General features: G+C 46.4%; 18 protein-coding genes and 1 pseudogene. 12 read left to right on the top strand and 7 right to left on the bottom strand.

Annotated elements, in window-relative coordinates; all coding sequences use genetic code 11:
• Positions 1-163: 163 nt before the first annotated feature.
• The 3 genes from recC (at position 164) to recD (ending at position 9,804) form a co-directional block, all read left to right on the top strand.
• Positions 164-3,655, top strand: a complete 3,492-nt coding sequence (gene recC / locus ACF8OV_RS01390) for an exodeoxyribonuclease V subunit gamma (RefSeq protein ID WP_141180349.1) — start codon at positions 164-166, stop codon at positions 3,653-3,655.
• A gap of 327 nt (positions 3,656-3,982) precedes the next feature.
• Positions 3,983-7,657: an exodeoxyribonuclease V subunit beta gene (gene recB, locus ACF8OV_RS01385; RefSeq protein ID WP_169566835.1), complete on the top strand. Its 3,675-nt coding sequence runs from the start codon at positions 3,983-3,985 to the stop codon at positions 7,655-7,657.
• Entirely contained in the window at positions 7,657-9,804 is a 2,148-nt protein-coding gene (gene recD / locus ACF8OV_RS01380; protein WP_141180347.1) for an exodeoxyribonuclease V subunit alpha, read from the top strand. Before recB ends, recD begins: the two co-directional genes overlap by 1 nt.
• Positions 9,805-9,838: 34 nt before the next feature.
• Here the strand turns inward: recD and ACF8OV_RS01375 are convergent, their stop codons facing one another.
• The gene (locus tag ACF8OV_RS01375; RefSeq protein WP_011106047.1) at positions 9,839-10,027 is read right to left on the bottom strand and encodes a hypothetical protein; all 189 of its coding nucleotides are present in this window, start codon (positions 10,025-10,027) and stop codon (positions 9,839-9,841) included.
• Positions 10,028-10,375: 348 nt separating this feature from the next.
• Entirely contained in the window at positions 10,376-11,713 is a 1,338-nt protein-coding gene (gene argA, locus ACF8OV_RS01370; protein ID WP_005482311.1) for an amino-acid N-acetyltransferase, read from the bottom strand.
• A gap of 164 nt (positions 11,714-11,877) precedes the next feature.
• On the opposite strand from argA, the gene ACF8OV_RS01365 reads away from it, so the two are divergent.
• The 5 genes from ACF8OV_RS01365 (at position 11,878) to ACF8OV_RS01345 (ending at position 16,299) form a co-directional block, all read left to right on the top strand.
• Complete coding sequence (locus ACF8OV_RS01365; protein WP_029806246.1) at positions 11,878-12,333, top strand: DUF2850 domain-containing protein; 456 nt, start codon at positions 11,878-11,880, stop codon at positions 12,331-12,333.
• Between the two features lie 260 nt (positions 12,334-12,593).
• Complete coding sequence (gene mltA / locus ACF8OV_RS01360) at positions 12,594-13,697, top strand: murein transglycosylase A (RefSeq protein ID WP_005456533.1); 1,104 nt, start codon at positions 12,594-12,596, stop codon at positions 13,695-13,697.
• 99 nt (positions 13,698-13,796) lie between these two features.
• Positions 13,797-14,606 carry a tRNA cyclic N6-threonylcarbamoyladenosine(37) synthase TcdA gene (gene tcdA, locus ACF8OV_RS01355; RefSeq protein ID WP_005484934.1) on the top strand — a complete coding sequence of 270 codons (810 nt, stop codon included), beginning with the start codon at positions 13,797-13,799 and terminating at the stop codon, positions 14,604-14,606.
• A 34-nt stretch (positions 14,607-14,640) separates the two neighbouring features.
• Positions 14,641-15,069, top strand: a complete 429-nt coding sequence (csdE, locus tag ACF8OV_RS01350) for a cysteine desulfurase sulfur acceptor subunit CsdE (protein WP_141180346.1) — start codon at positions 14,641-14,643, stop codon at positions 15,067-15,069.
• 309 nt (positions 15,070-15,378) lie between these two features.
• Positions 15,379-16,299, top strand: a complete 921-nt coding sequence (locus ACF8OV_RS01345; RefSeq protein ID WP_025606080.1) for a sensor domain-containing diguanylate cyclase — start codon at positions 15,379-15,381, stop codon at positions 16,297-16,299.
• A gap of 33 nt (positions 16,300-16,332) precedes the next feature.
• Here ACF8OV_RS01345 and csdA read toward each other — a convergent pair whose 3' ends face one another.
• The 4 genes from csdA to ACF8OV_RS01325 all read right to left on the bottom strand — a co-directional run bounded on the left by csdA (position 16,333) and on the right by ACF8OV_RS01325 (position 19,957).
• Complete coding sequence (gene csdA, locus ACF8OV_RS01340) at positions 16,333-17,544, bottom strand: cysteine desulfurase CsdA (protein WP_141180345.1); 1,212 nt, start codon at positions 17,542-17,544, stop codon at positions 16,333-16,335.
• Entirely contained in the window at positions 17,544-18,143 is a 600-nt protein-coding gene (locus tag ACF8OV_RS01335) for a DJ-1 family glyoxalase III (RefSeq protein WP_005456692.1), read from the bottom strand. The genes csdA and ACF8OV_RS01335 overlap by 1 nt, the downstream gene beginning before the upstream one ends.
• Complete coding sequence (gene panE / locus ACF8OV_RS01330; protein WP_169592976.1) at positions 18,140-19,030, bottom strand: 2-dehydropantoate 2-reductase; 891 nt, start codon at positions 19,028-19,030, stop codon at positions 18,140-18,142. The genes ACF8OV_RS01335 and panE overlap by 4 nt, the downstream gene beginning before the upstream one ends.
• A 108-nt stretch (positions 19,031-19,138) precedes the next feature.
• A complete protein-coding gene (locus ACF8OV_RS01325; RefSeq protein WP_005456639.1) occupies positions 19,139-19,957 on the bottom strand; it encodes an outer membrane protein OmpK in 819 nt (272 codons plus the stop codon).
• 323 nt (positions 19,958-20,280) lie between these two features.
• On the opposite strand from ACF8OV_RS01325, the gene ACF8OV_RS01320 reads away from it, so the two are divergent.
• The 4 genes and pseudogenes from ACF8OV_RS01320 to ACF8OV_RS01305 all read left to right on the top strand — a co-directional run bounded on the left by ACF8OV_RS01320 (position 20,281) and on the right by ACF8OV_RS01305 (position 22,942).
• Positions 20,281-20,877 carry an LON peptidase substrate-binding domain-containing protein gene (locus ACF8OV_RS01320; protein WP_141180343.1) on the top strand — a complete coding sequence of 199 codons (597 nt, stop codon included), beginning with the start codon at positions 20,281-20,283 and terminating at the stop codon, positions 20,875-20,877.
• A 92-nt stretch (positions 20,878-20,969) separates the two neighbouring features.
• A pseudogene (locus ACF8OV_RS01315) lies at positions 20,970-21,660 on the top strand (2-dehydropantoate 2-reductase); the annotation flags it as partial.
• 41 nt (positions 21,661-21,701) lie between these two features.
• Positions 21,702-22,286: an RNA polymerase sigma factor gene (locus tag ACF8OV_RS01310; RefSeq protein WP_005456530.1), complete on the top strand. Its 585-nt coding sequence runs from the start codon at positions 21,702-21,704 to the stop codon at positions 22,284-22,286.
• Complete coding sequence (locus ACF8OV_RS01305) at positions 22,283-22,942, top strand: ChrR family anti-sigma-E factor (RefSeq protein WP_023584115.1); 660 nt, start codon at positions 22,283-22,285, stop codon at positions 22,940-22,942. The genes ACF8OV_RS01310 and ACF8OV_RS01305 overlap by 4 nt, the downstream gene beginning before the upstream one ends.
• Positions 22,943-23,028: 86 nt before the next feature.
• Here the strand turns inward: ACF8OV_RS01305 and ACF8OV_RS01300 are convergent, their stop codons facing one another.
• On the bottom strand, positions 23,029-24,381 hold the full coding sequence (locus tag ACF8OV_RS01300) for an AmpG family muropeptide MFS transporter (protein ID WP_029838206.1): 1,353 nt from the start codon (positions 24,379-24,381) through the stop codon (positions 23,029-23,031).
• Positions 24,382-24,449 lie beyond the last annotated feature (68 nt).

Raw genomic sequence — 24,449 nt, 5'->3', positions numbered from 1 at the left:
TGGCTGTGTAAGATTTTGCTTACGCCTTGAAAAGGTGATGTTTTCTGTCCATTTTGAGCGATATGTAACCTTTTACTTTTTTCAGAACACGAGATCACTGCGGGTTTAAATAGGGCTGTGCTAAGCTAGCTAACAGTTTCAATCGGCGCTCGGTATTCCCAATTTGTTTACTGTTTATCACTCCAACCAAGTTGACGTTCTTAAATCACTCCTTGTCGAACTGATTCGAATCAGTCCGCTGGAAAACCCGTTCGAAAAAGAACAAATTCTGGTTCAAAGTCCGGGCATGTCCCAGTGGCTAAAAATGGAATTGGCCAAAGAGTTTGGTGTTGCTGCGAACATTGATTTTCCGCTCCCTGCTACCTTCATTTGGGAAATGTTTACGCAGGTGTTGCCAGACGTGCCAAAACGCAGTGCGTTTAACAAAGAAGCGATGACGTGGAAGTTGATGCATCTGCTTCCGGGGCTTTTCAACCAAGAGGTGTTTTCGCCGTTAGCGCAGTACCTCAAAGATGACAGTGACCACTCTAAGCTGTATCAGCTGGCTGAGAAAATTGCCGATATTTTCGATGGTTACTTGGTGTATCGTCCGGAATGGATCGCAAGTTGGGAAGCTGGGCAGAGTGTGCCAGAGCTGGAAGATGAGCATCCGTGGCAGCCGATCTTATGGCAAGCGTTGTACGATCACACAGTGTCATTAGGGCAGTCTCCATACCACCGTGCCAACCTTTATGAGAACTTTATCGACACGTTAGCGAGTTTTAACGGCAATTTTGACCATTTACCCAAGCGTTTGTTTGTTTTTGGCATTTCTTCGTTGCCGCCTCGCTATATGGATGCGCTAAAAGCAATTGGTGAACACATCGACGTGCATCTGATGTTCACCAACCCGTGTCGTTATTACTGGGGTGAAGTTCGAGATCGCAAATATCTGGCTCGTTTGGCGGCGAAACATCGTCAGCACGTTGTGTGGCAGGACGATCACTCGGAAGTGCAAGGTGAAACTGAGCAACTGAAAGGTTCATTGGAAGATAATGTGATCGATGAGCTGCACACCGATGTGGTCGGCAACAGTCTGTTGGCGTCCATGGGTAAACTCGGGCGTGACAATATGTATCTGTTGTCTCAGCTGGAATCTCATGAAATCGAAGCGTTTGTTGATGTTGAGCGCGACAGTCTGCTCCATCAATTGCAAGCGGATATTCTCAATCTTGAAGAACATCAAGATGACCAACAGATTGAAAACAGTCATCACAAACAAGTGGTTAGCTTGGGTGATAAATCACTGAGCCTACACGCTTGTCACAGCCCGATGCGTGAAGTGGAAGTGCTGCATGATCAACTATTGGCGATGTTCGATGCTGACCCAACGTTAAAACCGCGCGATATTATCGTGATGGTCGCGGACATCAACGCTTACAGCCCTGCGATTCAGGCGGTCTTTGGTAACGCTCCGGGTGAGCGTTTTATTCCCTATTCGATTTCTGACCGAACCGCCGATCAAGAGAGCCCAATTCTGGCCGCATTTATGCAGTTGGTGAACTTACCCAATACGCGCTGTTTGGCATCAGAATTACTCGAACTTCTGGAAACTCCGGCGATATTAAAGCGTTTTGAACTCAGCGAAGATGATTTCTTACAAGCCAAACAATGGGTTGAGGAATCGGGAATTCGCTGGGGATTGGATGCCAATACCGGAAGCGAATTTGAACTGCCGGAAACCCGTCAAAACACGTGGCAATTTGGTATTCAACGCATGTTGCTTGGCTACGCGATGCCAGAATCCGCAGGTTTGTTTGAAACCGAGCAAGGTAGTTTATCTCCGTACAACGAAGTGCAAGGCATGGGCGCAGAGCTTGCGGGCAAGTTGGCACACTTTATCCAACAAATTAGCACTTATCGAAGCAAACTTTCTCATGTTCAGACTATTGATGGTTGGCGAGAGACTTTGGTTTCACTGCTGGATGACTTCTTCTCAGTTGAGTTAGAGGGCGAAATGGCGCTCAAATCCATTCGCGATACGCTCAGCCAACTCAAAGAGCAATTAGCTGATGCCGCATTTGACGATGCGTTGTCGCCGTCGATCATCAGCCAATACCTTCAAAACAAATTATCTGGCACACGAGTCAGCCAGCGCTTCCTGGCTGGTCAAGTGAACTTTTGTACCCTGATGCCGATGCGCTCTATTCCGTTTAGAACCGTTTGTCTACTGGGGATGAATGACGGCGTGTACCCACGCTCCATGCCGCCAGAAGGCTTTGACTTGATGACGGGAAGAACCAAGCCGGGCGACCGTTCGCGCCGAGATGATGACCGTTACCTATTCCTCGAAGCGATGTTGTCTGCACAGCAAACGCTCTACATCAGTTATGTTGGCCGTTCAATCCAAGACAACACCGAGCGAGTGCCTTCGGTTCTGGTTTCTGAGCTGATGGAATACTGCCACCAAAACTATTGTTTAAGTGGTGATGAAGCGTTGCCCGTTGATGAGTCTGGCGACAACTTATTAAATGCGTTGGTGAATACCCACGCCATGGTGCCGTTTAGCCCAAGTGCGTTCCAAGGCACGCACGCCAGCTACGCGAAAGAGTGGATTCCAGCGGCATTGACTCAAAGTAGTCAATTGCAAGGCTATGTTCGTCGTGATTTTAATCGGGCATTAGACGACTATCTGTTAGGAGCGACGTTCCCACTTGAGCTCGACTTAGTCGAGTTGCAACGTTTCTGGCGCTTACCTGTGCAGTATTTTTTCAATCGTCGTTTAAAAGTAATCTTTGAACTGCCACTGCCGGTGATGGAAGACGACGAACCCTTTGTTTTAGGTGGTTTGGAAAGCTATCAAATGCGTGATGAGCTGTTAGAAACCTTGCTTGAAACGACATTGATGCAGCCAGAGAAAAAAACAGAGGTGCTTAAACACTTTATGAGTCAACAGCGCGCGCAAGGCAAACTGCCGGTGGGGGCGTTTGGTGATATCGAATTTGAAACCAACCGAGTTCAGGCGGAAGAGCTGGTGGACAAACTGGCGTTTTTATCTGGTGCGCCTCAAGACGATTTGGAAATCGACCTGACGTTTGACTCCTTATTTGAGCGAAATGAAGGCGAAGAGAAAAACGTTCGCCTGACTGGTTGGCTAACCCAGTGTTACCAATCTGGGTTGATTCGCTACCGAAGCGGTAAGATTCGAGCTCAGGATTACCTTGCAGCGTGGATCGATCACCTTGCCATGTCGGCGTCGGGTCATGCTAAGAAAACCCACATCATTGGTTACGATCGTAAAGAAGGCGCGCTGCATTTGATCTACCCAGAAATTGCCGATGCGCAGTATGCCAAACAGCTACTGACTGAATTAGTTCGCTTGTTCTTCGAAGGCATGACTAAGCCTTTGCCTTATTTCCCGAAAACGGCGTTGGCTTGTGTTGAAGCGGGCTTTAGCCGCGGTCAGTGGGTCGATGACGAAGAGAAATCTTTGAAGAAAATGGCTGACGCATTCAATGATGGCTTCATGAGCCCGGGCGAAGGCAATAATGCGTACATCTCTCGAATTTGGCCTGCTTGGAATGATGAGTTGGCCTCAGAAGTTCGTTTGCTGACAGCATTAGTTTTGCAAGGTGCGCGCTTAGCGGTTCAAGACGCTGATGACGTAAAAGCGTAATAAAGACAGTTGGATAAAGAGAAGGAAGAGTAGGGTGGCCGCCAGAAAATCATTATTTTTTGTAGGGCGTTCGCTGTACGGCCACAAGGTCAGAGGGACCATGATACTTTTGTTTAATTCATTTGAGTTGTGCCGCCAAAAAGGTTTGGCTTATCTCGTGGGGCGCATACTAACGGTACGTCTTATGGATAACCGTGAGAAAGATCTCACAAAGCTCTAAATTATCCAACTTGTTAAACATATTAATAGAATTTTTAACTATAGATCACATTTATTAGGTGATACGTCCTAGTAAATAATCCGGAGAGATTCAGCGTTATGGATCAAATGTCAGGTGCAGAGTGTCCTCTACATACGTTAGACCGCACAGAGCAACCTCAACCAACGCCACTAGAACCGATGACGTTTCCTCTGCATGGTGCGAGGTTAATCGAGGCATCAGCAGGTACAGGTAAAACCTTCACTATTGCAGGTTTATATCTGCGCCTTTTGCTTGGTCACGGCAGCGCGGAAACTCGACATCGCGTACCGCTTACGGTCGACCAAATTCTGGTTGTAACCTTTACCGAAGCGGCAACAGCGGAATTGCGCGATCGTATCAGGGCAAGGATCCATGACGCGCGAATCGCGTTTGCGCGTGGACAGAGTTCCGATCCGGTGATCCAACCTTTGCTTAATGAGTTTGACGATCACAAGCAAGCCGCAGAAATTTTATTGCAGGCAGAGCGTCAGATGGACGAGGCGGCGGTCTACACCATTCACGGTTTTTGCCAACGTATGCTAACGCAAAATGCGTTTGAATCTGGCAGCCGATTTAATAACGAGTTTGTGACCGATGAAAGCCACCTAAAAGCGCAAGTTGTAGCCGATTACTGGCGCCGCAATTTCTACCCATTGCCATTTACTTTGGCGGGAGAAATCCGCCAGCTATGGGGCTCTCCATCTGCGTTGTTGTCTGACATCAGCAATTACTTAACTGGTGCACCGTTAAGCCTTTCCGTTCCTGCAATGAAAGGCAGTTTGGCTGATCTTCATACTGAAAATTTGAAAAAAATTGATGAATTAAAAGCACAGTGGCGAGAAAGCCAAGATGACTTCTTCACGCTGATTTCAGATTCAGATATTAACAAACGCAGCTACACCAAAAAGTCTCTGCCGACGTGGTTGGAGGCGGTAAACGCTTGGGCAGCAACGGAAACCACAGGTTACGATTATCCAGACAAGCTGGAGAAATTCGCGCAAAACGTCTTGTTGGAAAAAACACCGAAAGGCAGTGCGCCGCAGCATGCGGTATTTGAAGCCATTGAAACATTTCTTGCCAATCCAATCAGCTTAAAAGCGCCACTGCTTGCTCATGCGATTGAGCATTGTCGTGCAATGCTGGCCAACGCGAAAAATCAAAAACAGTGGCTCTCTTTCGATGATTTGCTGACGCAACTTTCTGCTTCTATCGATACGGACGAAAGCGAGCTTTTAGCGGCGCGTATTCGTACTTTGTATCCCGTCGCAATGATTGACGAGTTCCAAGACACCGACCCGCTTCAATACAGTATTTTCAGCCGTATTTATCTGAACAACCCGGAATGTGGTTTGTTTATGATCGGTGACCCCAAGCAGGCGATTTATGGCTTTCGTGGCGCAGACATTTTCACTTATATCAAAGCGCGTAACCAAGTAAGTGCCCACTATACGTTAGGAACCAACTGGCGTTCTAGCGCAGATATGGTGCAGGCGGTAAACCAAGTATTTGCTTTGCCAGACAGTCCATTTATCTATGATTCAGATATTCCGTTCTTACCCGTTAAGTACAGTCCCAATGCCGAAAAACGCATTTGGACTATGGGTGGCCAAAAACAACCGGCGCTGACTTATTGGTTGCAAGAAGCGGACGATAAACCGCTACCAAAAGGCGAGTATTTGACTCGAATGGCAGAGGCGACCGCAAGCCAAATCCAAACTATTTTGACGCAGGCTCAACAGGGGCAAGCGTGTCTGGTGAATGGCGAAAAACAGAAAGCGGTTCAAGCGGGCGATATCGCGGTATTGGTTCGAACAGGTAGCGAAGGTCGAATGATCAAACAAGCGTTGGCTGTTCAAGGCATTGCCAGCGTGTACCTGTCTAACCGAGACAGTGTGTTTACCAGTTCAGTGGCGCAGGATTTACAGCGCCTGCTGCAAGCGGTGCTGACGCCAGAAAATGACCGTGCGCTGCGTGCAAGTCTTGCTTCTGAACTGTTTGCCCTCGACGCAGCAAGTTTGGATGCACTTAATAACGATGAAGTTGTGTGGGAAAACGCCGTAAACGAATTCAAAGAATATCGCAAACTTTGGGTTCAAAGTGGTGTGCTGCCGATGTTGCGCGCGGTGATCAGCAAACGCCATATTGCCGAGCGATTACTAGAAGAAGGTGCGAGTTCACAGGGTGAGAATGGTGAGCGAGTACTTACCGATTTAATGCACATCGGTGAACTGCTTCAACAAGCCAGTAATGAACTGGATAGCGACCACGGTCTGCTGCGTTGGCTCGCTCAGTCCATCAGTGATGCGGAAAACGGTTTGGGTGGCAGTGATGACCAAATCCAACGTTTAGAATCGGAACGTAACTTAGTGCAGATCGTAACTATTCACAAATCAAAAGGCTTGGAGTATGACCTCGTATTTCTGCCGTTTGTGTTCAGCTATCGAGAAGCCAGCGAAGCCAAATATTACGATGCAGCCAATGACCGCACGGTACTGGATATCACAGGCAACGATGCGTCCATGAAGCAAGCGGATAAAGAGCGTTTGGCGGAAGACTTACGCTTGATATACGTGGCGTTAACGCGTGCTGTGTATGCGTGTTTTATCGGTGCCTCACCTTTACGCAATGGCCGTTCGACCAAAGAGCCAACCGGCGTACACCGCAGTGCGATTGGCTATTTGATCCAAAATGGTCAAGAAGGTGGCATTAACGATTTGTACCAAGGTTTAGCAAAGCAACAAGACGAGCTTGATTGTGTCGTTGTGGCCGATCCGCCGCAGCAACTCGAAGACAAGTACGTAGCGCCACAAGAAGAAATACACGATCTTAGCGCGAAAGAGCTGCAAAACCCTATCGACAGAAACTGGCGCATCACCAGTTATTCTGGCTTGGTCAAGCAAGGCTCTCATCACGCCGAGCATGATGCCACGATTGAGATTACGGGTTTTGATATCGACTCATCTGAAGAGCAAGACGAAGCGGATTTGGTGGAGCCAGAGCGTTCTATTTTTACCTTCCCTCGCGGTGCGCGTCCGGGTACGTTCCTGCACAGCCTGTTTGAGGAAATTGAATTTACTCAGCCAGCCACGACGGAAGAGAATACACAAATCATCCTTGGTTTGATGGAAAGCGAACAGCTTGATGAAGAGTGGTTACCCATTTTACAGCAATTGATTGATACCGTACTCGCAACGCCGTTGGATGGTAAGTCTTTGCTGCTGAATCAAAAAGCACCGTCGCAACTTTTGGTGGAGATGGAATTTTTGCTGCCGATTGAAGTTTTGTCTGCACCGGCGTTAAACCGAGTCATTCAACGTCACGATCCGTTGTCGGCGAAAGCGGGGGATTTAGGTTTCCAAACCGTGCAAGGCATGCTCAAAGGTTTTATCGACTTGGTGTTTGAACATCAAGGTAAATACTACGTGCTTGACTGGAAATCGAATCATCTTGGCGACGATGTGACGAGCTACCATGGTGAGGCTCTGAAATCGGCGATGGCGGATCACCGCTACGATTTGCAGTATCAGATTTATGCGTTAGCACTGCATCGTTTCCTACGCAGCCGATTGGCGAATTATCAATATGAGCAGCACTTCGGTGGCGTGTATTACTTGTTCTTGCGCGGCATGGATGGGCAGAGTGACCACGGCATTTTTGCCGCGAAACCAACTTTCGAGTTCTTGCAAGAGATGGATCGTTTGATTGATGGTCAAGCACTTGAAACGCGCTCAACTCAAGCCGGGCAGATGGAGCTACTTTAATGACGACAAATCACAATCTTCATTCTGACCAAGATAGCCTATTGGTAGTGTTGGAACGCTTGGCGTACAAAGGTGCTATTCGTCAGCTCGACTACCAATTCGCCTGTTTTATTGATTCTCAAACGCATGATGAACAGTCGGATAGCCAAGCACTGGCGTTTATCGCGGGTGTTGTCAGTAGTGAGCTCGGCAAAGGACATATCTGTCTGCCTCTGTTCGATGCACAAGGGCAATCTACGGATTTAGCCAGTAAGCTAGGGCTGTTTGGTGAGTCGGCATTGGTGCTCAACACACAGTTGCAAGGCATAGACTGGATTCAAGTATTAAAAAATTCCACCGTGGTCGGCGCGCAAGGAGAAGCCTTACCGCTGATGTTCGATGGCGAGCGTCTGTATCTGCACCGCTATTGGCATTATGAAGTGACACTGGCGGAAAAGCTTAATCAGTTGGGTGCTGTAGTGAACTTGCAGCCGCAAGAGTTAGCGCGATTATCCGAGTTGCTCAACCATTTGTTTGCACGCCAATACCATTTTCTGTTTAACGCGTTGGATAAAGCAGTAGAAGCGGGAAGCAGCAACCAAGTGTTGCGTCAACAATTGGTGTGTGACCACCTTGATGTGGTCGCAAGCGAATCGTTGGATTGGTACGCCATTGATTCCGTGCTTAGCAATGCGCGCAAGGTTCAAGATTTGCAAACACTGGATGAGCTGGTGCCACTTTCAGCTTGTGTGAACTGGCAAAAAGTCGCGGCGGCGGTTGCGTTAACTCGTCGATTTGCTGTGATTTCTGGTGGCCCAGGTACGGGTAAAACGACGACAGTAACCAAATTGCTTGCTGCTTTGATTGAACAGGCGACGCACGAGAAAAATCTAACCATCAAGCTGGTGGCCCCGACGGGGAAAGCGGCGGCGCGATTAACCGAGTCCATTGGTAAAGCAGTGCAAGAACTGCCAGTTTCTCCGGAGCTAAAAGCTAAAATTCCGACTGAATCGAGTACCTTACATAGGTTGCTGGGCGCGATTCCTAATAGCGCAGAATTTCGTCACAACAAGCAAAATCCACTGCATTTGGATATTTTGGTTATCGACGAAGCGTCGATGGTCGATTTACCAATGATGTACAAAGTGGTCGATGCCTTACCGAAACATGCGCGGCTGATTTTGTTAGGTGATAAAGACCAACTTGCCTCAGTTGAAGCAGGGGCTGTGTTGGGTGATATCTGTTCGTTCCATGCATTGGGTTATGGCAAAGAGCAGGCGTCAGCCATCGCAAAACTGACGGGGTTCGATACTTTAGCCCATACAGGTAACAGTGCATCTAGCATTGCTGATAGTTTATGTATGCTGCAAAAGAGTTACCGATTTGATGCTCGCTCAGGCATTGGTCAGTTGGCAAAAGCGGTTAACTCCGGTTCTGCTGCGAGCGTAGATAACGTCTGGGCGCGTGACTTTTCCGATATCGAACATTTCGCGCTAAGTAGTCAACATTACAACCAAATGATGCAGACGTTGGTGCAGGAATACGGTCGTTACCTCAAACGCATTGGACAACAGGAAACTAATCCTGAAACCGGAGAGCCAGAGTCGCTAACTCACAAAGCCAAAGCGGTGTTAGATACTTTCAACCAATGCCGATTATTGTGCGCAATTCGTGAAGGTGACTTTGGTGTGGCTGGGCTAAACCAACGCATAGAGAAAGCGCTCGCGGCGCGCAAGTTCATTCAAGTTCAGGATGAAATTTGGTATCACGGCAGACCCGTCATGGTTACGCGTAATGATCATGGTTTAGGTTTGTATAACGGTGATATCGGTATTTGCATGCGAGATGACACTGAAGAAGAACCGCGTTTGAAAGTCTTTTTCGAGTTACCTGACGGCAGTGTGAAATCGGTCTTGCCAAGCCGAGTACCTGAACATGAAACGGCTTACGCCATGACCATCCATAAATCGCAAGGCAGTGAATTTGATTACACCCTGATGATTTTGCCTCCAGACTTTAGCCCGATATTAACCCGTGAGTTGATTTACACAGGCATTACCCGCGCGAAGAAGCGTTTAGCTCTTTATGCCGAACTCAATGTTCTGAAGCGAGGCATTAAGGTGAAAACGACTCGCGCGAGTGGGCTAGTACAGCGGCTTACTAACTAAAACAAGAAGACCGAGCTTATGGCTCGGTCTTCTTTTATGTACGTTGTGCAAAGGCATCGGTAAACGACACGCTGCGTATTTTGTATTGCTGTTGATAAGTAAGGATAAAGTCTCGAATGGCGTCATTCACCGGAAAAACACAGTGAACATCTAGGCCTTCTAAAAACTGATTGTCAGCCATATCCCAGAAACTTTGAAGCGAATTACAAATGATTGTTCTCATAACAGTGCTCGTCTCGGCTTATTGAAAGTCAGATTAACAACTGTCCTTGGTGTGCAATGCGGGCTAACTAGTTATCGACTGCCCAGCATTTTAGGGTGAAGGCTACGTATCATCACCTAGATCCATTTGCATTGGTTAAAAACCAATCACTAGCGCGCAGAGTATAGCCAACAGTGTGTATATTGAAAAGGTAAAAATGGAACTAAAATCAATGTAATGCTTTGCATATCTAAATTAATAGTATTACTGCTTATGATACATGGATTTATTGTTGAGAGAGTCGGAGCATGGCGTTCCAAATCTCGGATTGAGGATTCAGAACGCATCTGTTAATTATGTTGAGTTTGTTTATAAGTCTAACGCTAAGATTTTGGACTTACGCTGAAAGTTGTACAACCCTTGTTTGGCTCCTGGCAAGTAATCGACTCCAACTTCGTAGAATCCTTGCTCTCTAAACCAATGCAGACTGTGGGTGGTAAGGACAAAAATCTGGTTGATGTTTTCTGATTTTGAACGATGCTTCATGTAGTTCAGCAGCAACAAACCTCGGTTGCCATCCCGATAGTCTGGGTGAATAGCAACACAGGCCATTTCAGCTTTTCGTTCTTCAGAATATGGGTATAAAGCCGCGCATCCGATGATTAAGCCATCTTTTTCAATGATGGTGAATTTACCAATCTCTTGCTCTAGCTGTTCTCTCGAACGCCTGACCAAAATGCCTTGTTCTTCTAATGGATGAATCAATTCCAAAATGCCGCCGATGTCATCAATACCAGCTTGACGAACTTGCTCTGCGCTTGCCATGACGACTTGAGTTCCGATACCGTCAAACGAGAACAACTCCTGAATCAAAGCTCCATCTACTTTGTAGCTGATGAGATGGCTACGTGGGACGCCAGCGCGACAAGCGGCGATGGAACCTTTGAGGAAACGCAAAGTGCCCGTGTTGTAATCGGAATCTGAAGCGTGGTTTTCTGAAAGCGTTTTGATGACGTGCTCTGCCTCGATAGGCAGCAACTCTGCGACGGCATTGCCATTGTCGTCAATCACGCCTTGTTCTGAGCAGAAACCAATCAGTTTGTCTGCGCCTAATTTGATCGCCAGTTGCGTCGCGACTTCTTCAGAAAGTAAGTTAAAACATTCGCCAGTCACGGAGCTCGCAATGGGGCCAAGTAGCACAATAGAGCCTTGGTCGAGCGTGCGATTAATCGCGTCGGTGTCAATGCGGCGAATGCGTCCACTGTGGCAGTAATCGACACCGTCATCTACGCCAAGTGGCTGTGCAATGACAAAGTTGCCACTGACTACATTCAGTTGTGTGCCAGCCATTGGGGTGTTGTTTAAGCTCATTGAAAGGCGTGCGGTAATGGCTAGTTGAAGCTGCCCAGCAGCTTGCATAACTACCGATAGTGCTGCTTCGTCGGTAATTCGGATGTTTTTGTGGTATGGCGTAGTAAGGTCTTGTTTTTCAAGTAATTGATTGATTTGCGGACGAGCGCCATAAACGACAACGACTTTGATGCCTAAACTGTGCATCAAAGCAATGTCATTGATTATATTGCCAAAATTATTATGGGCGACCGCTTCACCTCCCAGCATGATCACCATAGTCTTCCCACGGTGAGCGTTGACGTAAGGGGTTGATTGGCGGAATCCTTTTACGAGAGCGGTACTACGAATTTTCACTACTGCCATTCCTTGTGTTTATTTATGCTTAAATAATGTCTTTTTATTCAATTAATGGCAAGGCAATTTTTTGGAATAAAGCACAAACATCTGGAGTACGGTGCTTTGTCCAGTTTGGTTATGGAGGTTACAATACGCGCGTCTATTTCAAATAAGTGAACCTCATGTCTTCAGTTGTAAATAAGAATGCTGCGATCACTGCTCAAAACGAGTCTAATTCATCCACAAAATCGTCACTTCGCAAGTGGGCGGAACGTTCTCTCATGCTAATGGCAGTGCTGGGTACGGTCATTGTTTGTATGCTGTATGGCGATTTGATCACTCGGTACATTAACCCTCCCATCTCTAAATCAATAATTTATGGCCGCTGGGTTGAGCAAGATGTAGCGCCTTACTCGAGGGAAGAGTTTGTGCTTAGTGAAAGGGGCGTGACCGTTAATGGCTCGACCATTGCAACCGATTTTGAATTTGATGGCGATTCGTTCTCATACAAAGTCGGTTCGACCGTGCGCCATTTTGATTTTGTCGGAAAACAACATACAGAAATGAAGTTGGATGCGCGGGCGCACTATCTTCCGGTCTTTCGTCTTGAAGGGCACGCTGGCATCGCCATTCGTTAAATATTGTGTTTTCTATTTGAGCATTCGCCATTGCGCGAGTGCTCAACATTCCTATCTTCTTTATATCCACATCAGTTCAGACATTGTCTGGACAATTTCGTAAATATTCTCCTGTTATCATGTTGTTCGTCCCGAAATGGATGATTTAACAACAAGTAAACGGATTGGCTTAGTGTTGAAACATTTTGTCGTCGCTTTTCAATTGCGTCGTTTGCATTTGTTTGCCATCCTTTTGCTATTCTTTTTTACGGAAAAATCACGTGTTAAAAAAACTCCTTCCTATTATTTCTTTGAGTCTGCTATTTGGTTGTGCTCAACAAAATGATCGCGCTCAGCAATATCTCGATGGTGAGTTCCCTCAGATCCTAAATAAAGTGGATGTAGTTGAGTCCAACAAACCACGCGATTTTACTGAGTTTAATAAGCAAGCTGAGCAAGTGGTGATGAAGTCACCATCCATGGCGAAGATTTACCAACCGCTTTACCAAAGACTGAGTGAGTGGGCGCAGCAAAGCGGAGACACCAGCGCGTTGAGTGCGTTTGGCATTCAAGCTGCGCAATTGGGTGGTGGTGATAAAAAAGGTAATGTGTTGTTTACCGGATACTTTTCTCCCGTGATGGAGCTTCGTCATACACCAAACGACATTTTTAAGTACCCAGTTTACGGTAAGCCGAACTGCACATCAGATTGTCCGACTCGCGCGGAGATCTACAATGGGGCATTAGATGGCCAAGGTTTAGTGCTTGGTTATGCGCCAAATCGTATTGACCCGTTTATGATGGAAGTGCAGGGCAGTGGCTATGTGCATTTTGAAGATGATGATACGTTGGAATACTTTGCGTACGCAGGGAAAAACAACAAAGCTTACGTCAGCATTGGCCGCATTTTGATTGAACGTGGTGAAGTGCCGCGTGAAAAAATGTCCCTCAAAGCGATTAAAGAGTGGGTGATGGACAACGACGATGCGACAGTGCGCGAGCTGTTGGAGCAAAATCCTTCTTACGTTTTCTTTGCACCAAAAGCGGAAGCGCCTGTAACAGGCTCGGCTGGTATTCCGTTGTTGCCAATGGCCGCTGTCGCGGGCGATCGTTCTATCTTACCAATGGGCACGCCAATCTTGGCGGAAGTGCCGTTGTTGAATGCCGATGGTACTTGGAGCGGCGCTCACCAACTGCGCATGCTGATCGTGTTAGACACAGGTGGTGCGGTAAAACAAAACCATTTGGATCTGTATCATGGCATTGGTGCGAGAGCAGGGACAGAAGCTGGGCACTACAAGCATTTTGGTCGAGTGTGGAAACTTGGGTTGGAAAACTCACCAACTCAAGCGCCTTGGGCTTTACCGCCAGAAAAGCTACAATAGCCATCCAAGAAAGAGGAACCCCCTCTTATCTAGACATTTCATCAAAGAGTGCGTATAAATCGCACTCTTTGTTTTTCTATCGATCATCTGGACTTCAATATGCGTGAACTCGATACCCCTGCATCTGACAGCTACAACCAACGCTTTGGCGGCACACGCCGTCTTTACGGCAATAGTGAAGTGGACATTCTTCGCGCTGCACACGTTTGTGTGATTGGTATTGGTGGTGTAGGTTCATGGGCGGTGGAAGCGCTGGCTCGTACGGGGATCGGTGAGCTGACTCTGATTGATATGGATGATGTTTGTGTCACGAACATTAACCGCCAAATTCATGCGATGACGGGTACCGTTGGTCAAAGTAAAATTGAAGTGATGGCCGAGCGCGTCAAGTTGATCAACCCGGAGTGTAAAGTTAATCTGATTGATGATTTCATTACGCCAGACAATCAACATGAGTACTTAAGTAAAGAGTTTGATTACGTGTTGGATGCGATTGACAGCGTAAAAGCGAAGGCGTCTTTGCTGGCGTATTGCCGCAGCAACAAGATCAAAGTGATTACCACGGGTGGCGCTGGTGGTCAGGTCGATCCAACGCAGATCATGGTCGCTGATTTAACGAAAACGATTCAAGATCCTTTAGCGAAGAAAATCAAAGACACTTTGCGTCGTCATCATAACTTCCCTAAGAATCCGGCTCGTAAGTTTGGTATTGATTGCGTGTTTTCAACCGAGCAGCTGAAGTATCCTCAAGCAGACGGTTCAGTGTGCGGTGTGAAGTCGACAGCGGAAGGTCCAAAACGCATGGATTGTGCTAGCGGATTTGGTGCGGCAACTGTCGTAACCGCGACGTTTGGCTTTGTTGCGGTATCGCGAATTGTTGAGAAGCTGATTCAAAAACACAAGAAGTAGTTCAGCCAAAAAGCATCAAACAGAAGGGCATATTATGATCGATTTTCCTGCATCTCCATTTGGAACAGAAATCACCAGCGAAGATATTGTCGCAACGATGCAGCAATTTAAAGGCTGGGAAGATCGTTACCGTCAGGTCATTCAGTGGGGTAAAAAGCTGCCACAAATGCCAGAAGGGCTGAAATCAGAACAAGTTACAGTATCGGGTTGCGAAAGCTTGGTGTGGTTAGTGAGCCAAGCGCAAAATGGCGTGTGGCATTTTTGTGCAGATTCCGATGCGCGCATTGTGCGCGGATTAATTGCGTTGGTGATGGCGGCTTATGACGGTAAAACGGCCGATCAAATTCAAGCGTTTGATATTGATGATTATTTTGAGCAGCTGGGACTCATCGCGCATTTAAGCCCATCACGTGGTAATGGCCTGAAAGCTATTGTTGAGCAGATTAAGCACACTGCCGTGTAATGAGCCATTTCCCCAATTTTTAAAAAACGCCGAATAGCTTAGCTGTTTGGCGTTTTTTGTATCTGAGTTGAGACGTTTTTCGCGTGTGAATAAAAAACATGCAAATAGTCGACTATTTTGACTTTAATTGACCTTTCTATTGATCCAGATTCATTATATTGCCCACTTGGTTTTTATAGACTCAATTGTATTTAAAATTTGTCTATATTAGATAATAGACATATGCCCCATTCGCTTCTATTCCCCAATGTTGAAACACATTTGGAGGCGATTGGGTTACTTAGATACAAACGCTAGGAACCTCCCTGTATGCAATTCACCTTGGAACATGCGCAAGACGTGTTATCCGGAATGCCTGACCCCACTTTTATTTTGAGTGAAGATGGTATCTATATTGATGTTTTTGGAGGAACAGACAAAAAAGCCTATCACGATGGAAGCAATTTGATAGGTAAGACGCTGCACAGCGTACTTGAGAAAGAGCAAGCCGACTGGTTTATCGAACAGATCAATCGGTCACTCAATCAAGACAGTATTGTGACGATCGAGTACAAGATGTGCGCCGACAGCATTCAGGGAATAGATGCGAACAGTGGGCCAAAAGGCGACCTCTATTACGAAGGGAAAATCTGTCCGCTCACTATAAACTATCAAGGTCGTCGCGTTGTTCTCATTCTTACCCGCAACATTTCCAACCGCCACCGAGTCGAAACCCTTCTTCGCCACCAAAGCCAAATTGACGCTCTCACAAACATCTACAATCGACGTGTTTTTTTCGAAAAGCTCACAGAAGAAGTCATTAAATCCCAAACTCCTGACTACCAATCTGCTCTATTATTGTTTGATTTGGATTTTTTTAAAGTTATCAATGATAAACGTGGCCACGATGCGGGAGATTATGTCTTAGAGACATTAGCCGATTTGGTTTCTCACTTGTTGGTTAAAGACGAGATTTTTGCAAGAGTCGGAGGGGAGGAGTTTGCGATTATCCTGCCAGAAACCTCTTTATCGGCGGCGAAAGAAGTGGGAGAGGAAGTACGTTCCCATATTCAAAATTGCCAGTTTGAATTTGAAAAGATTGAAATTCCGGTCACGGTGAGCGTAGGCGTGGTCAAAATAGGCAGAAATGAAACCACCAAACGCTTGTATGCGCATGCAGATAAAGCGCTTTATGCTGCGAAAAAAAATGGCAGAAATTGCGTGGCGACTCTGGATAGGCAGATGGAGTAACCTTGTTGGTTACTCCAAGTCGAAAGGTTGGCGTTATAACATGTCGACGGCTTTCTCTACGGCGGCGATGAGCCTATCCACATCTTCTGCCGTGTTATAAATACCAAAAGAAACGCGTACCGTTCCTTTGACGTTTAGCGCATCCATCAATGGGTGAGCGCAATGGTGTCCTGCTCGTACCGCAATGCCTTGTTGATCGAGCAGCGTCGCCATGTCTTGGTGATGAACGCCGTCCATTACGAACGTCAGTACAGAGGCATTCGGTTGATAGCCTAGAATATGGATGCCATCCAACGCGTTTAGTGCTCGGTAGGCCTTATCCTGAAGCACATGGAGATGATCCTCGACTTCGTGATGGTCAAAGCCTTGGTACCACTCAATGGCTTTCGCTAAAGCAATCGCGCCCGCTACGTTTGGTGTTCCCGCTTCAAATTTGCCAGGAAGTGCTGAAAAGGTCGTTTTCTCGAAAGAAACGCGTTCAACCATTTTGCCGCCGCCGTGCCATGGTGGCATAGCTTCTAACAACTCTAGTTTGCCGTATAGAACACCAATACCTGCTGGCGCATACAGCTTGTGACCTGAGAAAACGTAAAAATCGATATCTGATGCCGATAAATCTAGCTGCTCATGCACGATGCCTTGTGCACCATCAACTACAACTACCGCACCAACGCTGTGCGCTAGCTCGGTGATCTTTTCGATAGGTTGGCGTGTGCCTGTTACGTTGGTTATTTGTGCGCACGCGACGATTTTGCATCGCTCAGAAATCAGCTGCTCAAACGCCTGCAAGGCAAACTGGCACTCGGGGGTCATTGGCACTTTCACTATTTTCGCGCCAGTTTGTTCGGCCACAATTTGCCACGGCACGATGTTGGCGTGGTGTTCCATCTCGCTAATCAAGATCTCATCGCCCGGTTGTAAGGTGCTGCGAGCGTAAGTTTGCGCAATTAAGTTAAGTGCTTCGGTTGCACCTCGCGTCCAAATGATTTCTTTAGAGCTGTTTGCACCAATAAACGTTGCTACGGCTTCGCGAGCGGCTTCAAACTGGCTAGTCGCGTTTGCTGTCAAACTGTGGCTACCACGATGCACGTTAGCATTTTGTGCACTATAGTAACGGCTAATCACATCGATCACGCACTGTGGCTTTTGTGTTGTTGCTGCGCTATCAAGGTAAACTAAAGGCGATTGGTTTACGTCTTGATTTAGGGCCGGGAACTGTTCGCGTACAGCGTTTACGTCAAACATTACTCTTCACCAAATTCGTGATAATGCAGTGTTGGGATAGTGACTAGCGGTTCTGCGACCATCCATCCATGCTCTTTACCGGAAAGTTTGATAATGATTTCCATTGCGAACTCAAGTGCGGTTCCTGGTCCCTGACTTGTCAGTAGGTTGTGATTCACATCCATGGTGACACGTTTAGCTCGCCATTTGTCTTCAGGAATATGAGATTGGAAGCTTGGATGACATGTCATCAACGCATCTGGATACAGGTTGTGGTGTTGCAAAACCAAAGCAGGAGCTGCACAAATTGCCGCCACCAGTTTACCCTCGTACATGTGCTGTTTGAGGATTTCAATCATGACGGTACTGTCGCGGAAAGTTTCTGCTCCGCCAACACCGCCAGATAATACAATGGCATCAAACTCGTCGTCAGCAATATCGACCAATTTGCAATCCGCGGTCAGTGTTACACCGCGAGAGGCTTTCATAGTCAGTGCACCATCAAATGCAGCACTTGCAACTGTAACGTCATAACCCGCGCGAACCATCAAGTCGATAACGGTGACGGCTTCCATTTCTTCGGTGCCCGGAGCGATTGGCACTAAGATTTTCTTACTCATTCTTCTGTCCAGCTTTGTTCTATTTGTTTGATGCGTTGGTAAAGTTCTAAATTCTCAGGCGTGTTGATGCGATGTTTCTCTGCCGCTTTTAGCAAGTACCCAGTGATAAAATCAATTTCGGTCGGGCGCTGATGAAACACATCTTGCCTCATTGAAGAATAGTTCTCAGACGTTGCCCGCACCACTTGCATAATGGTCTCGAAAAGTACGTCGAACTGCGTCGCAATGTCTTCCTTATTCATCACTTCGACAAGTTCTTTCGTGATGATTTTCAAGGTGTCTTGAAAATCACCGTGTGCAAGATCGCCATTTTTACATTGATGCAATGCTGTAAGCGGGTTGATTGCACAGTTTATGGCGAGTTTGGTCCACAATGCGGCATTGATGTTTGGGTTCCAAACAACTTCTGGTAAAGCGTGCTGCATAACATCTTGCAAAAACTGGCATTGAGCGCCAGATGCATTAAAGCCGCCAACTTGAGTGATGCCTTGCCCCGTGTGCATTACGAGTTCTTTATTCGGCTTATAAGCACCATGGGTTGTGGTTGCGATAACGACGGGATTTGCGGATAGCATCTCTTCTACCTGCTCGGCCGTACCCATACCATTGTGCATAAGCATAACAATGGCATCGCGATGAATGTGCTCAATAAGAGGTTTGAGTGCAGTGATCACTTGCCACGCTTTCACCGTGACCAAAATCAAATCCGCTTGTTGTAAAGAGGGAATATGTTGGTTAGGAAACTCCATTGCAGGTGAGTCATCAAGCGTAAGGGAGTGTTGCGGCTCAGACGTTCTGCCCCACACTGATACTTGGTGTCCTGCCAATTGAAATTTTGTTGCCCACAGTGAGCCAATGGCCCCCGGACCTAAAATGAGAATATTCACCAAACGCTCTCGGTAAAAAGGTTTGCTGCAAGGATAATGAGGGGAGAGAGGAAAGCAAATAAAAATGGCGCCAATTGGCGCCATTTTTGAGGAAACTTATCGGTTCAATTAGAACTTGTAAGTTACTGCTACGTAGTGACCTGCACCAGAAGATTCTGGTTTGTGACCCCATGGTAGAGCTTCGCCGTCTTTGAAACCGTACACGTCTTTGTAAAGTTTTAGACCGTAACCAACTGCAAAGCGGTCAGAGTGCCAGTAGATACCGTTGAACATTGCACCGCCGTTAGACGCTGTAGTGTTGAACTTGTTACCTTTGTCGTCATCCATACCGAATTGGTAATCGATGTAACCTTGGTAAGAAATGAATGAACCGTTCTCGAAGAAGAAGAATGGTTTGAACCAGTTAGTAGAAACTTGGAAACCGTTCCAATCTTTCTTGTTGCCATCGTAAGTACCGTATAGGTTTAGGCCGATTTTGCCTAACCAAGGTACCATCACGTCAGAACCTAGACCGATTTTTTGAGAGTTAACGTCAGAGTTACCGCCCCACTCCATTAGAGTAGAAACGTATAGCTCTTGAACAGGACCGAAAGATAGGTCTTTACCAGTTAGCGCGTCTAGAGACATACGTGGTGCGAATTTCATGAAGATTTTCTCGCCGCCAGCTTTGTCGCTGCCTGGGTCAGAAGCTAGGTTGAATACGTCAACGTAACCGTAAAGATCGAAAATACCAGAGCGACCGCCGAATTCCATCTCTAGGTAATCATGAGAAGATTCAGCATAACCTTTCTCGTTGAATGCACCCATTAGGTTAAATTGCATCCACTTGTAATCGTTTTTGTGGATATCGCCGTCAGAGTAATCTGCAGCCAATACTGGAGCTGATGTAGCCGCTAGAAGGCTAAGAGCTAGAAGTGATTTACGCATAAGGGGACTCTCTATGTTTGTAATGATTCAGAACACGCAATCTGTGCTGCGCTTTCCAATTGGCGGGAATAATAGCGATAAAAATCGCAAATGAAAGTGATAAAGGGTGCAAAAATGAACGTTTTTAGTGAGGTGTGTCACGAACTTATCTTTATTTACGGAACTTTTTGTTTGTTGCATTAGCTTGCAATAAATATGTGATTTAGATCGTTTGCGTAAGCGATTTTATGACTTTTTAAGCCAGTCGATTAACCAACACAAATCGTTAGTGATCCGAGTGATAAGGCGTTCGTATGAATCGGAGAACCAAAGAGGACGTTTGAATGAAAGAAGTCATGTTATTCCCGCTCACCTCGGTTGTACTACCCGAAGGCAAGATGAATCTGCGTATTTTTGAACCTAGATATAAGCGTATGGTGAAAGAGTGTAGTCTGCAAAATGTGGGGTTTGGTGTTTGCCTTGTGGGCAGTGATGGTGATCCAAAAGCGGTGGGAAATGTTTCTTCGATCGGCACTTTGGTCAAGATGGTTGATTTCGAAACGCTTAGTGATGGGCTTCTTGGTATCACCGTCGTTGGCGAAAAACGTTTTACAGTGAAACGTGTACGCGCTGACGCTGATGGATTACGACACGCCGAAGTCGATTGGTTAGACAATTGGCAACATCCAGACAACTCACCAGATTTTTTCTATTTAAGCCAGCAGTTATCCCATATTTATGAAGAGTTTCCGCAACTTGGAAACCTTTACCAGCATCGTTTTTACGATGACTCAGCTTGGGTTACCCAGCGCTGGCTTGAATTACTTCCTTTAGACTGCAATCTGTTCGAACAGCTCGTTGGCGCAGAGGACTGTATTCCTGCGTTGCAATTTCTGACAGAAGCCATAGAAGCCCCTTCAAACAAAGAGGCAAGGAAATGAAAGGATTGAGCTGAGTCTGAGCAGAGCCGCTGCAATATTGGCAATGGCTTTAGGTTTAGCCGCTTGTGGTTCATCAGACACTGACACAATCGAACATTCTAGCAGGAGACTATCAAGTTAGATTAATCGTGGGCGACTCCGTTGTTTTTGATTCGGGTGCAGTCGTGCTTTCTGCTAACTCCAATTTGACCATTGCTGCTATTAATACTGGTGATTCAAGTAGCTCTTTACCAGTTAAGCACCTCGTTCTTGATGGTTCCTCCTCTTCTATAATTGAAATCACAGGAAACCAAGCTAAATTCGAGTCGGGCATCTTGTCGATGGCACTACGAGTCATCCGATAATTGATGTTGATGGACTAAGGGTTGATGGCGGGAAAGATGACAGCGTATATGCTGTCGGAGTTGTAAGCCCTTTTATTGCGATAGAGTCTTTAATGGTGAAGACATGAGAAGAGCGGTTGCAACCAGTGCGACGTTAAACGTGACTCATGCGGCAGCTAACCCAGTAGCAGAGATGGTTGATATCTACCTCACAACGTCAGTAGGGATAGAGGGCAGTGATCCAACCATCACAAACTTTGCGTATAAAGAAAGTGCGAAAGGATTGTATGTTGCAGCAGGCACTTACTACGTAACTGTCACCGTCGCAGGCAACCCTGACGCGGTCGCGATCGATTCGCTACCAGTAGACTTAATGAATGGTGTTGTCTACCAAGTGGTTGCTATTGATGACGGAAACAATGGTGGCTTCAATCTTCTCGTTGATGACATCACCGATTAGGAAGAAGGGAGGTGAGAGCCTCCCTATAGTAAAGGCTGATTATGATGAGTGATAGCCCACAAAAATTGGGGCGAAATGAATGGAACGCTTACATGGATAAAGTAAAAGCCAAAGATAGAGAGGCTTTTGCGTTCGTATTCCGTTTTTATGCACCCAAGCTAAAACAGTTTGCCTACAAGCACGTTGGTAATGAGCAAGTTGCTATGGAAATGGTTCAAGAAACCATGGCAACGGTCTGGCAAAAAGCTCATCTTTACGATGGAAAGAAGAGTGCGTTATCGACGTGGATATACACGATTATCCGCAACTTGTGTTTTGACTTACTCAGAAAACAAAAGGGTAAAGAGCTTCACATCCATTCTGATGACATTTGGCCATCGGAATATTATCCGCCAGATTTGGTTGATCATTATTCTCCAGAACAAGACATGTTGAAGGAACAGGTGGTGAAGTTTCTTGATATTTTGCCTAAAAATCAGAGAGACGTATTGCAAGCGGTTTATCTCGAAGAACTGCCACATCAGCAAGTAGCGGAACTTTTTGACATACCACTAGGCACGGTGAAGTCTCGGTTAAGACTCGCAGTAGAAAAGTTAAGGCACTCAATGCATACGGAGCAACTATGAACAAACATCCAGATAACAACTTGTTAGAAGCATACGCTTCGGGCAGCATTGATGCGGTTTCTGGTCTTGTGGTCGCCACACATTTAGAGACGTGCTCAAAGTGCCGAGCGTATGTAAACCAAGTAGAAGCAAGTCAAGCAAATACAGTGAGCGAAAGTCCATCAGAGTATTCACCTGAGTTTGATGACATGTTGAACGACATTATTAACGCAGAACCTGTGAACGACAATGTGGTGATTCAAGATACAGCTTTCGTCAATGTTGCAGGTAAAAGCTTCGAGCTTCCAAAAACGTTAGTGCGCTTTTCTGATTTGGTGGGATCGTGGCGAAGCTACGGTGGGAAGGTTTTTAGTGCACAAATTGATTTGGGTGAAGATGCTCGAGTGAGTCTGATGTACATCGGCGAAAATGTACAAATCCCACAACACACGCACAGAGGGTTGGAATCCACACTGGTTCTGCATGGTGGATTTAGCGATGAAGACGGGCAGTATGAAGAAGGCGACTTGATGATACGAGATGCCTCAGTCAAACACAGCCCCTTTACTCAGGAAGGTGAAGACTGTTTGTGTTTAACGGTACTCACTGAGCCAATGATTTTCACGCAAGGTGTTGCACGAATCTTCAATTTGTTCGGCAAAGGGCTTTACCCGTAAGCTTCGAATGCCGCGTTTTGTATAGAAAAAAACCACCGTATTGTGCGGTGGTTTATTATTCTTACTTTTGAGCAAATTTGCGGTCGTTAGTGCTTATGCCGCGCTTTTTCCAAAAGATCCGTAAAGTAATGACGCAGTGAATACAACATGATCAAGCTTGGGACCACCATTACGGCTGTGAGAATAAAAAACGTGCTCCAGTCATTTAGGTAGTCAACCAATTCACCGCTGAATGACGCTAGCGTGGTTCGTCCAAAGTTTCCTAGCGACGCAAGCAATGCATATTGAGTGGCAGAGAACGCTTGCCCGGTTAAGAGAGTCAGAAACGAGACAAAGGCCACGGTAGAAAATGCCGTCGTAAAGTTATCAACGATGATGGTCGCTAAATACAGATGCTCGCTAGGGCCAACAGACGCTATCCAAGCAAACATCAAGTTACTCGCTGACATAGCAATGCCGCCAATCATCAAACCGCGCACGATACCAAACTTCACATTGAACATACTGCCAACGAGAGTAAAGAAGATGGTGGCTCCCCATCCGATCAACTTCGAGTAGTAGCCAATTTGTTCGTTGCTAAAGCCAATGTCTTTGTAGAAAGCAATCGACATGCGGCCCAGGAATGCTTCGCCAATCTTAAATAAGAAGACAAACAGCAACAGGGTTATCGCGACGCGAACACCATTGCGGTTGAAGAAATCGAGGAAAGGCTCAACAACGGTGACCGTAAACCACGCCACAAGTTTTGAACCGACGACTTCTTTGTGTCTTTGTTCCGCTTCGGATTGGAGCTTTTCACGTTGTGTGACTGGTTCGCCCACTAACAAAGTGAACACCATGAGTACCACAACAACGGCTGCCATACCGTAATACACACCGTTCCAGCCGATAGTATCGGCATTAACAAACGCCAAGTATCCCGGCAATGAGTAGCCTGTCCACCATCCGATGACTGCCATAGCCGAAGCTTGTGGCAACTTAGATTCTTCCGATTTTGGAAAAGTATCAATTCGGAAAGCGTCGATGGCGATGTCTTGTGTTGCCGATGCCGTTGCAATACACAAGGCGAGCAGAGAGGCGAAAATGAGATTTTCCGCAGGATTGACCCCTGCAATGAATAGTGTGGCAACCAGCACAATGCTTTGACAGAAAAAGATCCAACTGCGTCTTTGTCCAAGCAGAGGATACAACAGCGGTAACTTCACTCGGTCGACCAAGGGAGCCCACAGAAAGTTGATCGCATAGACCGCAAAGACACTACCAAAATAGCCGATTGCGGAAAGGGTCAAGCCAGCGTCTTTTAGCCAACCAGACATGTTTGAGCCGATAAGTACCCATGGAAAGCCGCTAGAACAGCCCAACATGAAAACCCACATGAGTCGCTTATCAAGGTAACTTTTTACCGTTTCCAACCAAGTGATGGAAGGTAATGAAGACATAAATCAATCCAATAAAATGAAGCCATGGAACGAGAAAGCCCTTCGAATATTCAAAGGGCTTATGGATT

Source organism: Vibrio sp. GLN_1, assembly GCF_043106015.1.
In the GTDB taxonomy this organism is placed as follows: domain Bacteria; phylum Pseudomonadota; class Gammaproteobacteria; order Enterobacterales; family Vibrionaceae; genus Vibrio; species Vibrio parahaemolyticus.
Note: the sequence above shows the minus strand (reverse complement) of the source record. Positions and strands in the feature narration are given on the sequence as shown.

Bases quoted from the DNA above. Each gene is read 5' to 3' on its own strand.
- ACF8OV_RS01305 (WP_023584115.1), top strand. From the start codon at position 22,283: ATGAACAAACATCCAGATAACAACTTGTTAGAAGCATACGCTTCGGGC.
- ACF8OV_RS01310 (WP_005456530.1), top strand. From the start codon at position 21,702: ATGATGAGTGATAGCCCACAAAAATTGGGGCGAAATGAATGGAACGCT.
- ACF8OV_RS01325 (WP_005456639.1), bottom strand. From the start codon at position 19,957: ATGCGTAAATCACTTCTAGCTCTTAGCCTTCTAGCGGCTACATCAGCT.
- ACF8OV_RS01320 (WP_141180343.1), top strand. From the start codon at position 20,281: ATGAAAGAAGTCATGTTATTCCCGCTCACCTCGGTTGTACTACCCGAA.
- recB (WP_169566835.1), top strand. From the start codon at position 3,983: ATGTCAGGTGCAGAGTGTCCTCTACATACGTTAGACCGCACAGAGCAA.
- csdE (WP_141180346.1), top strand. From the start codon at position 14,641: ATGATCGATTTTCCTGCATCTCCATTTGGAACAGAAATCACCAGCGAA.
- tcdA (WP_005484934.1), top strand. From the start codon at position 13,797: ATGCGTGAACTCGATACCCCTGCATCTGACAGCTACAACCAACGCTTT.
- recD (WP_141180347.1), top strand. From the start codon at position 7,657: ATGACGACAAATCACAATCTTCATTCTGACCAAGATAGCCTATTGGTA.
- ACF8OV_RS01335 (WP_005456692.1), bottom strand. From the start codon at position 18,143: ATGAGTAAGAAAATCTTAGTGCCAATCGCTCCGGGCACCGAAGAAATG.
- ACF8OV_RS01365 (WP_029806246.1), top strand. From the start codon at position 11,878: ATGTCTTCAGTTGTAAATAAGAATGCTGCGATCACTGCTCAAAACGAG.
- ACF8OV_RS01300 (WP_029838206.1), bottom strand. From the start codon at position 24,381: ATGTCTTCATTACCTTCCATCACTTGGTTGGAAACGGTAAAAAGTTAC.
- csdA (WP_141180345.1), bottom strand. From the start codon at position 17,544: ATGTTTGACGTAAACGCTGTACGCGAACAGTTCCCGGCCCTAAATCAA.
- ACF8OV_RS01375 (WP_011106047.1), bottom strand. From the start codon at position 10,027: ATGAGAACAATCATTTGTAATTCGCTTCAAAGTTTCTGGGATATGGCT.
- ACF8OV_RS01345 (WP_025606080.1), top strand. From the start codon at position 15,379: ATGCAATTCACCTTGGAACATGCGCAAGACGTGTTATCCGGAATGCCT.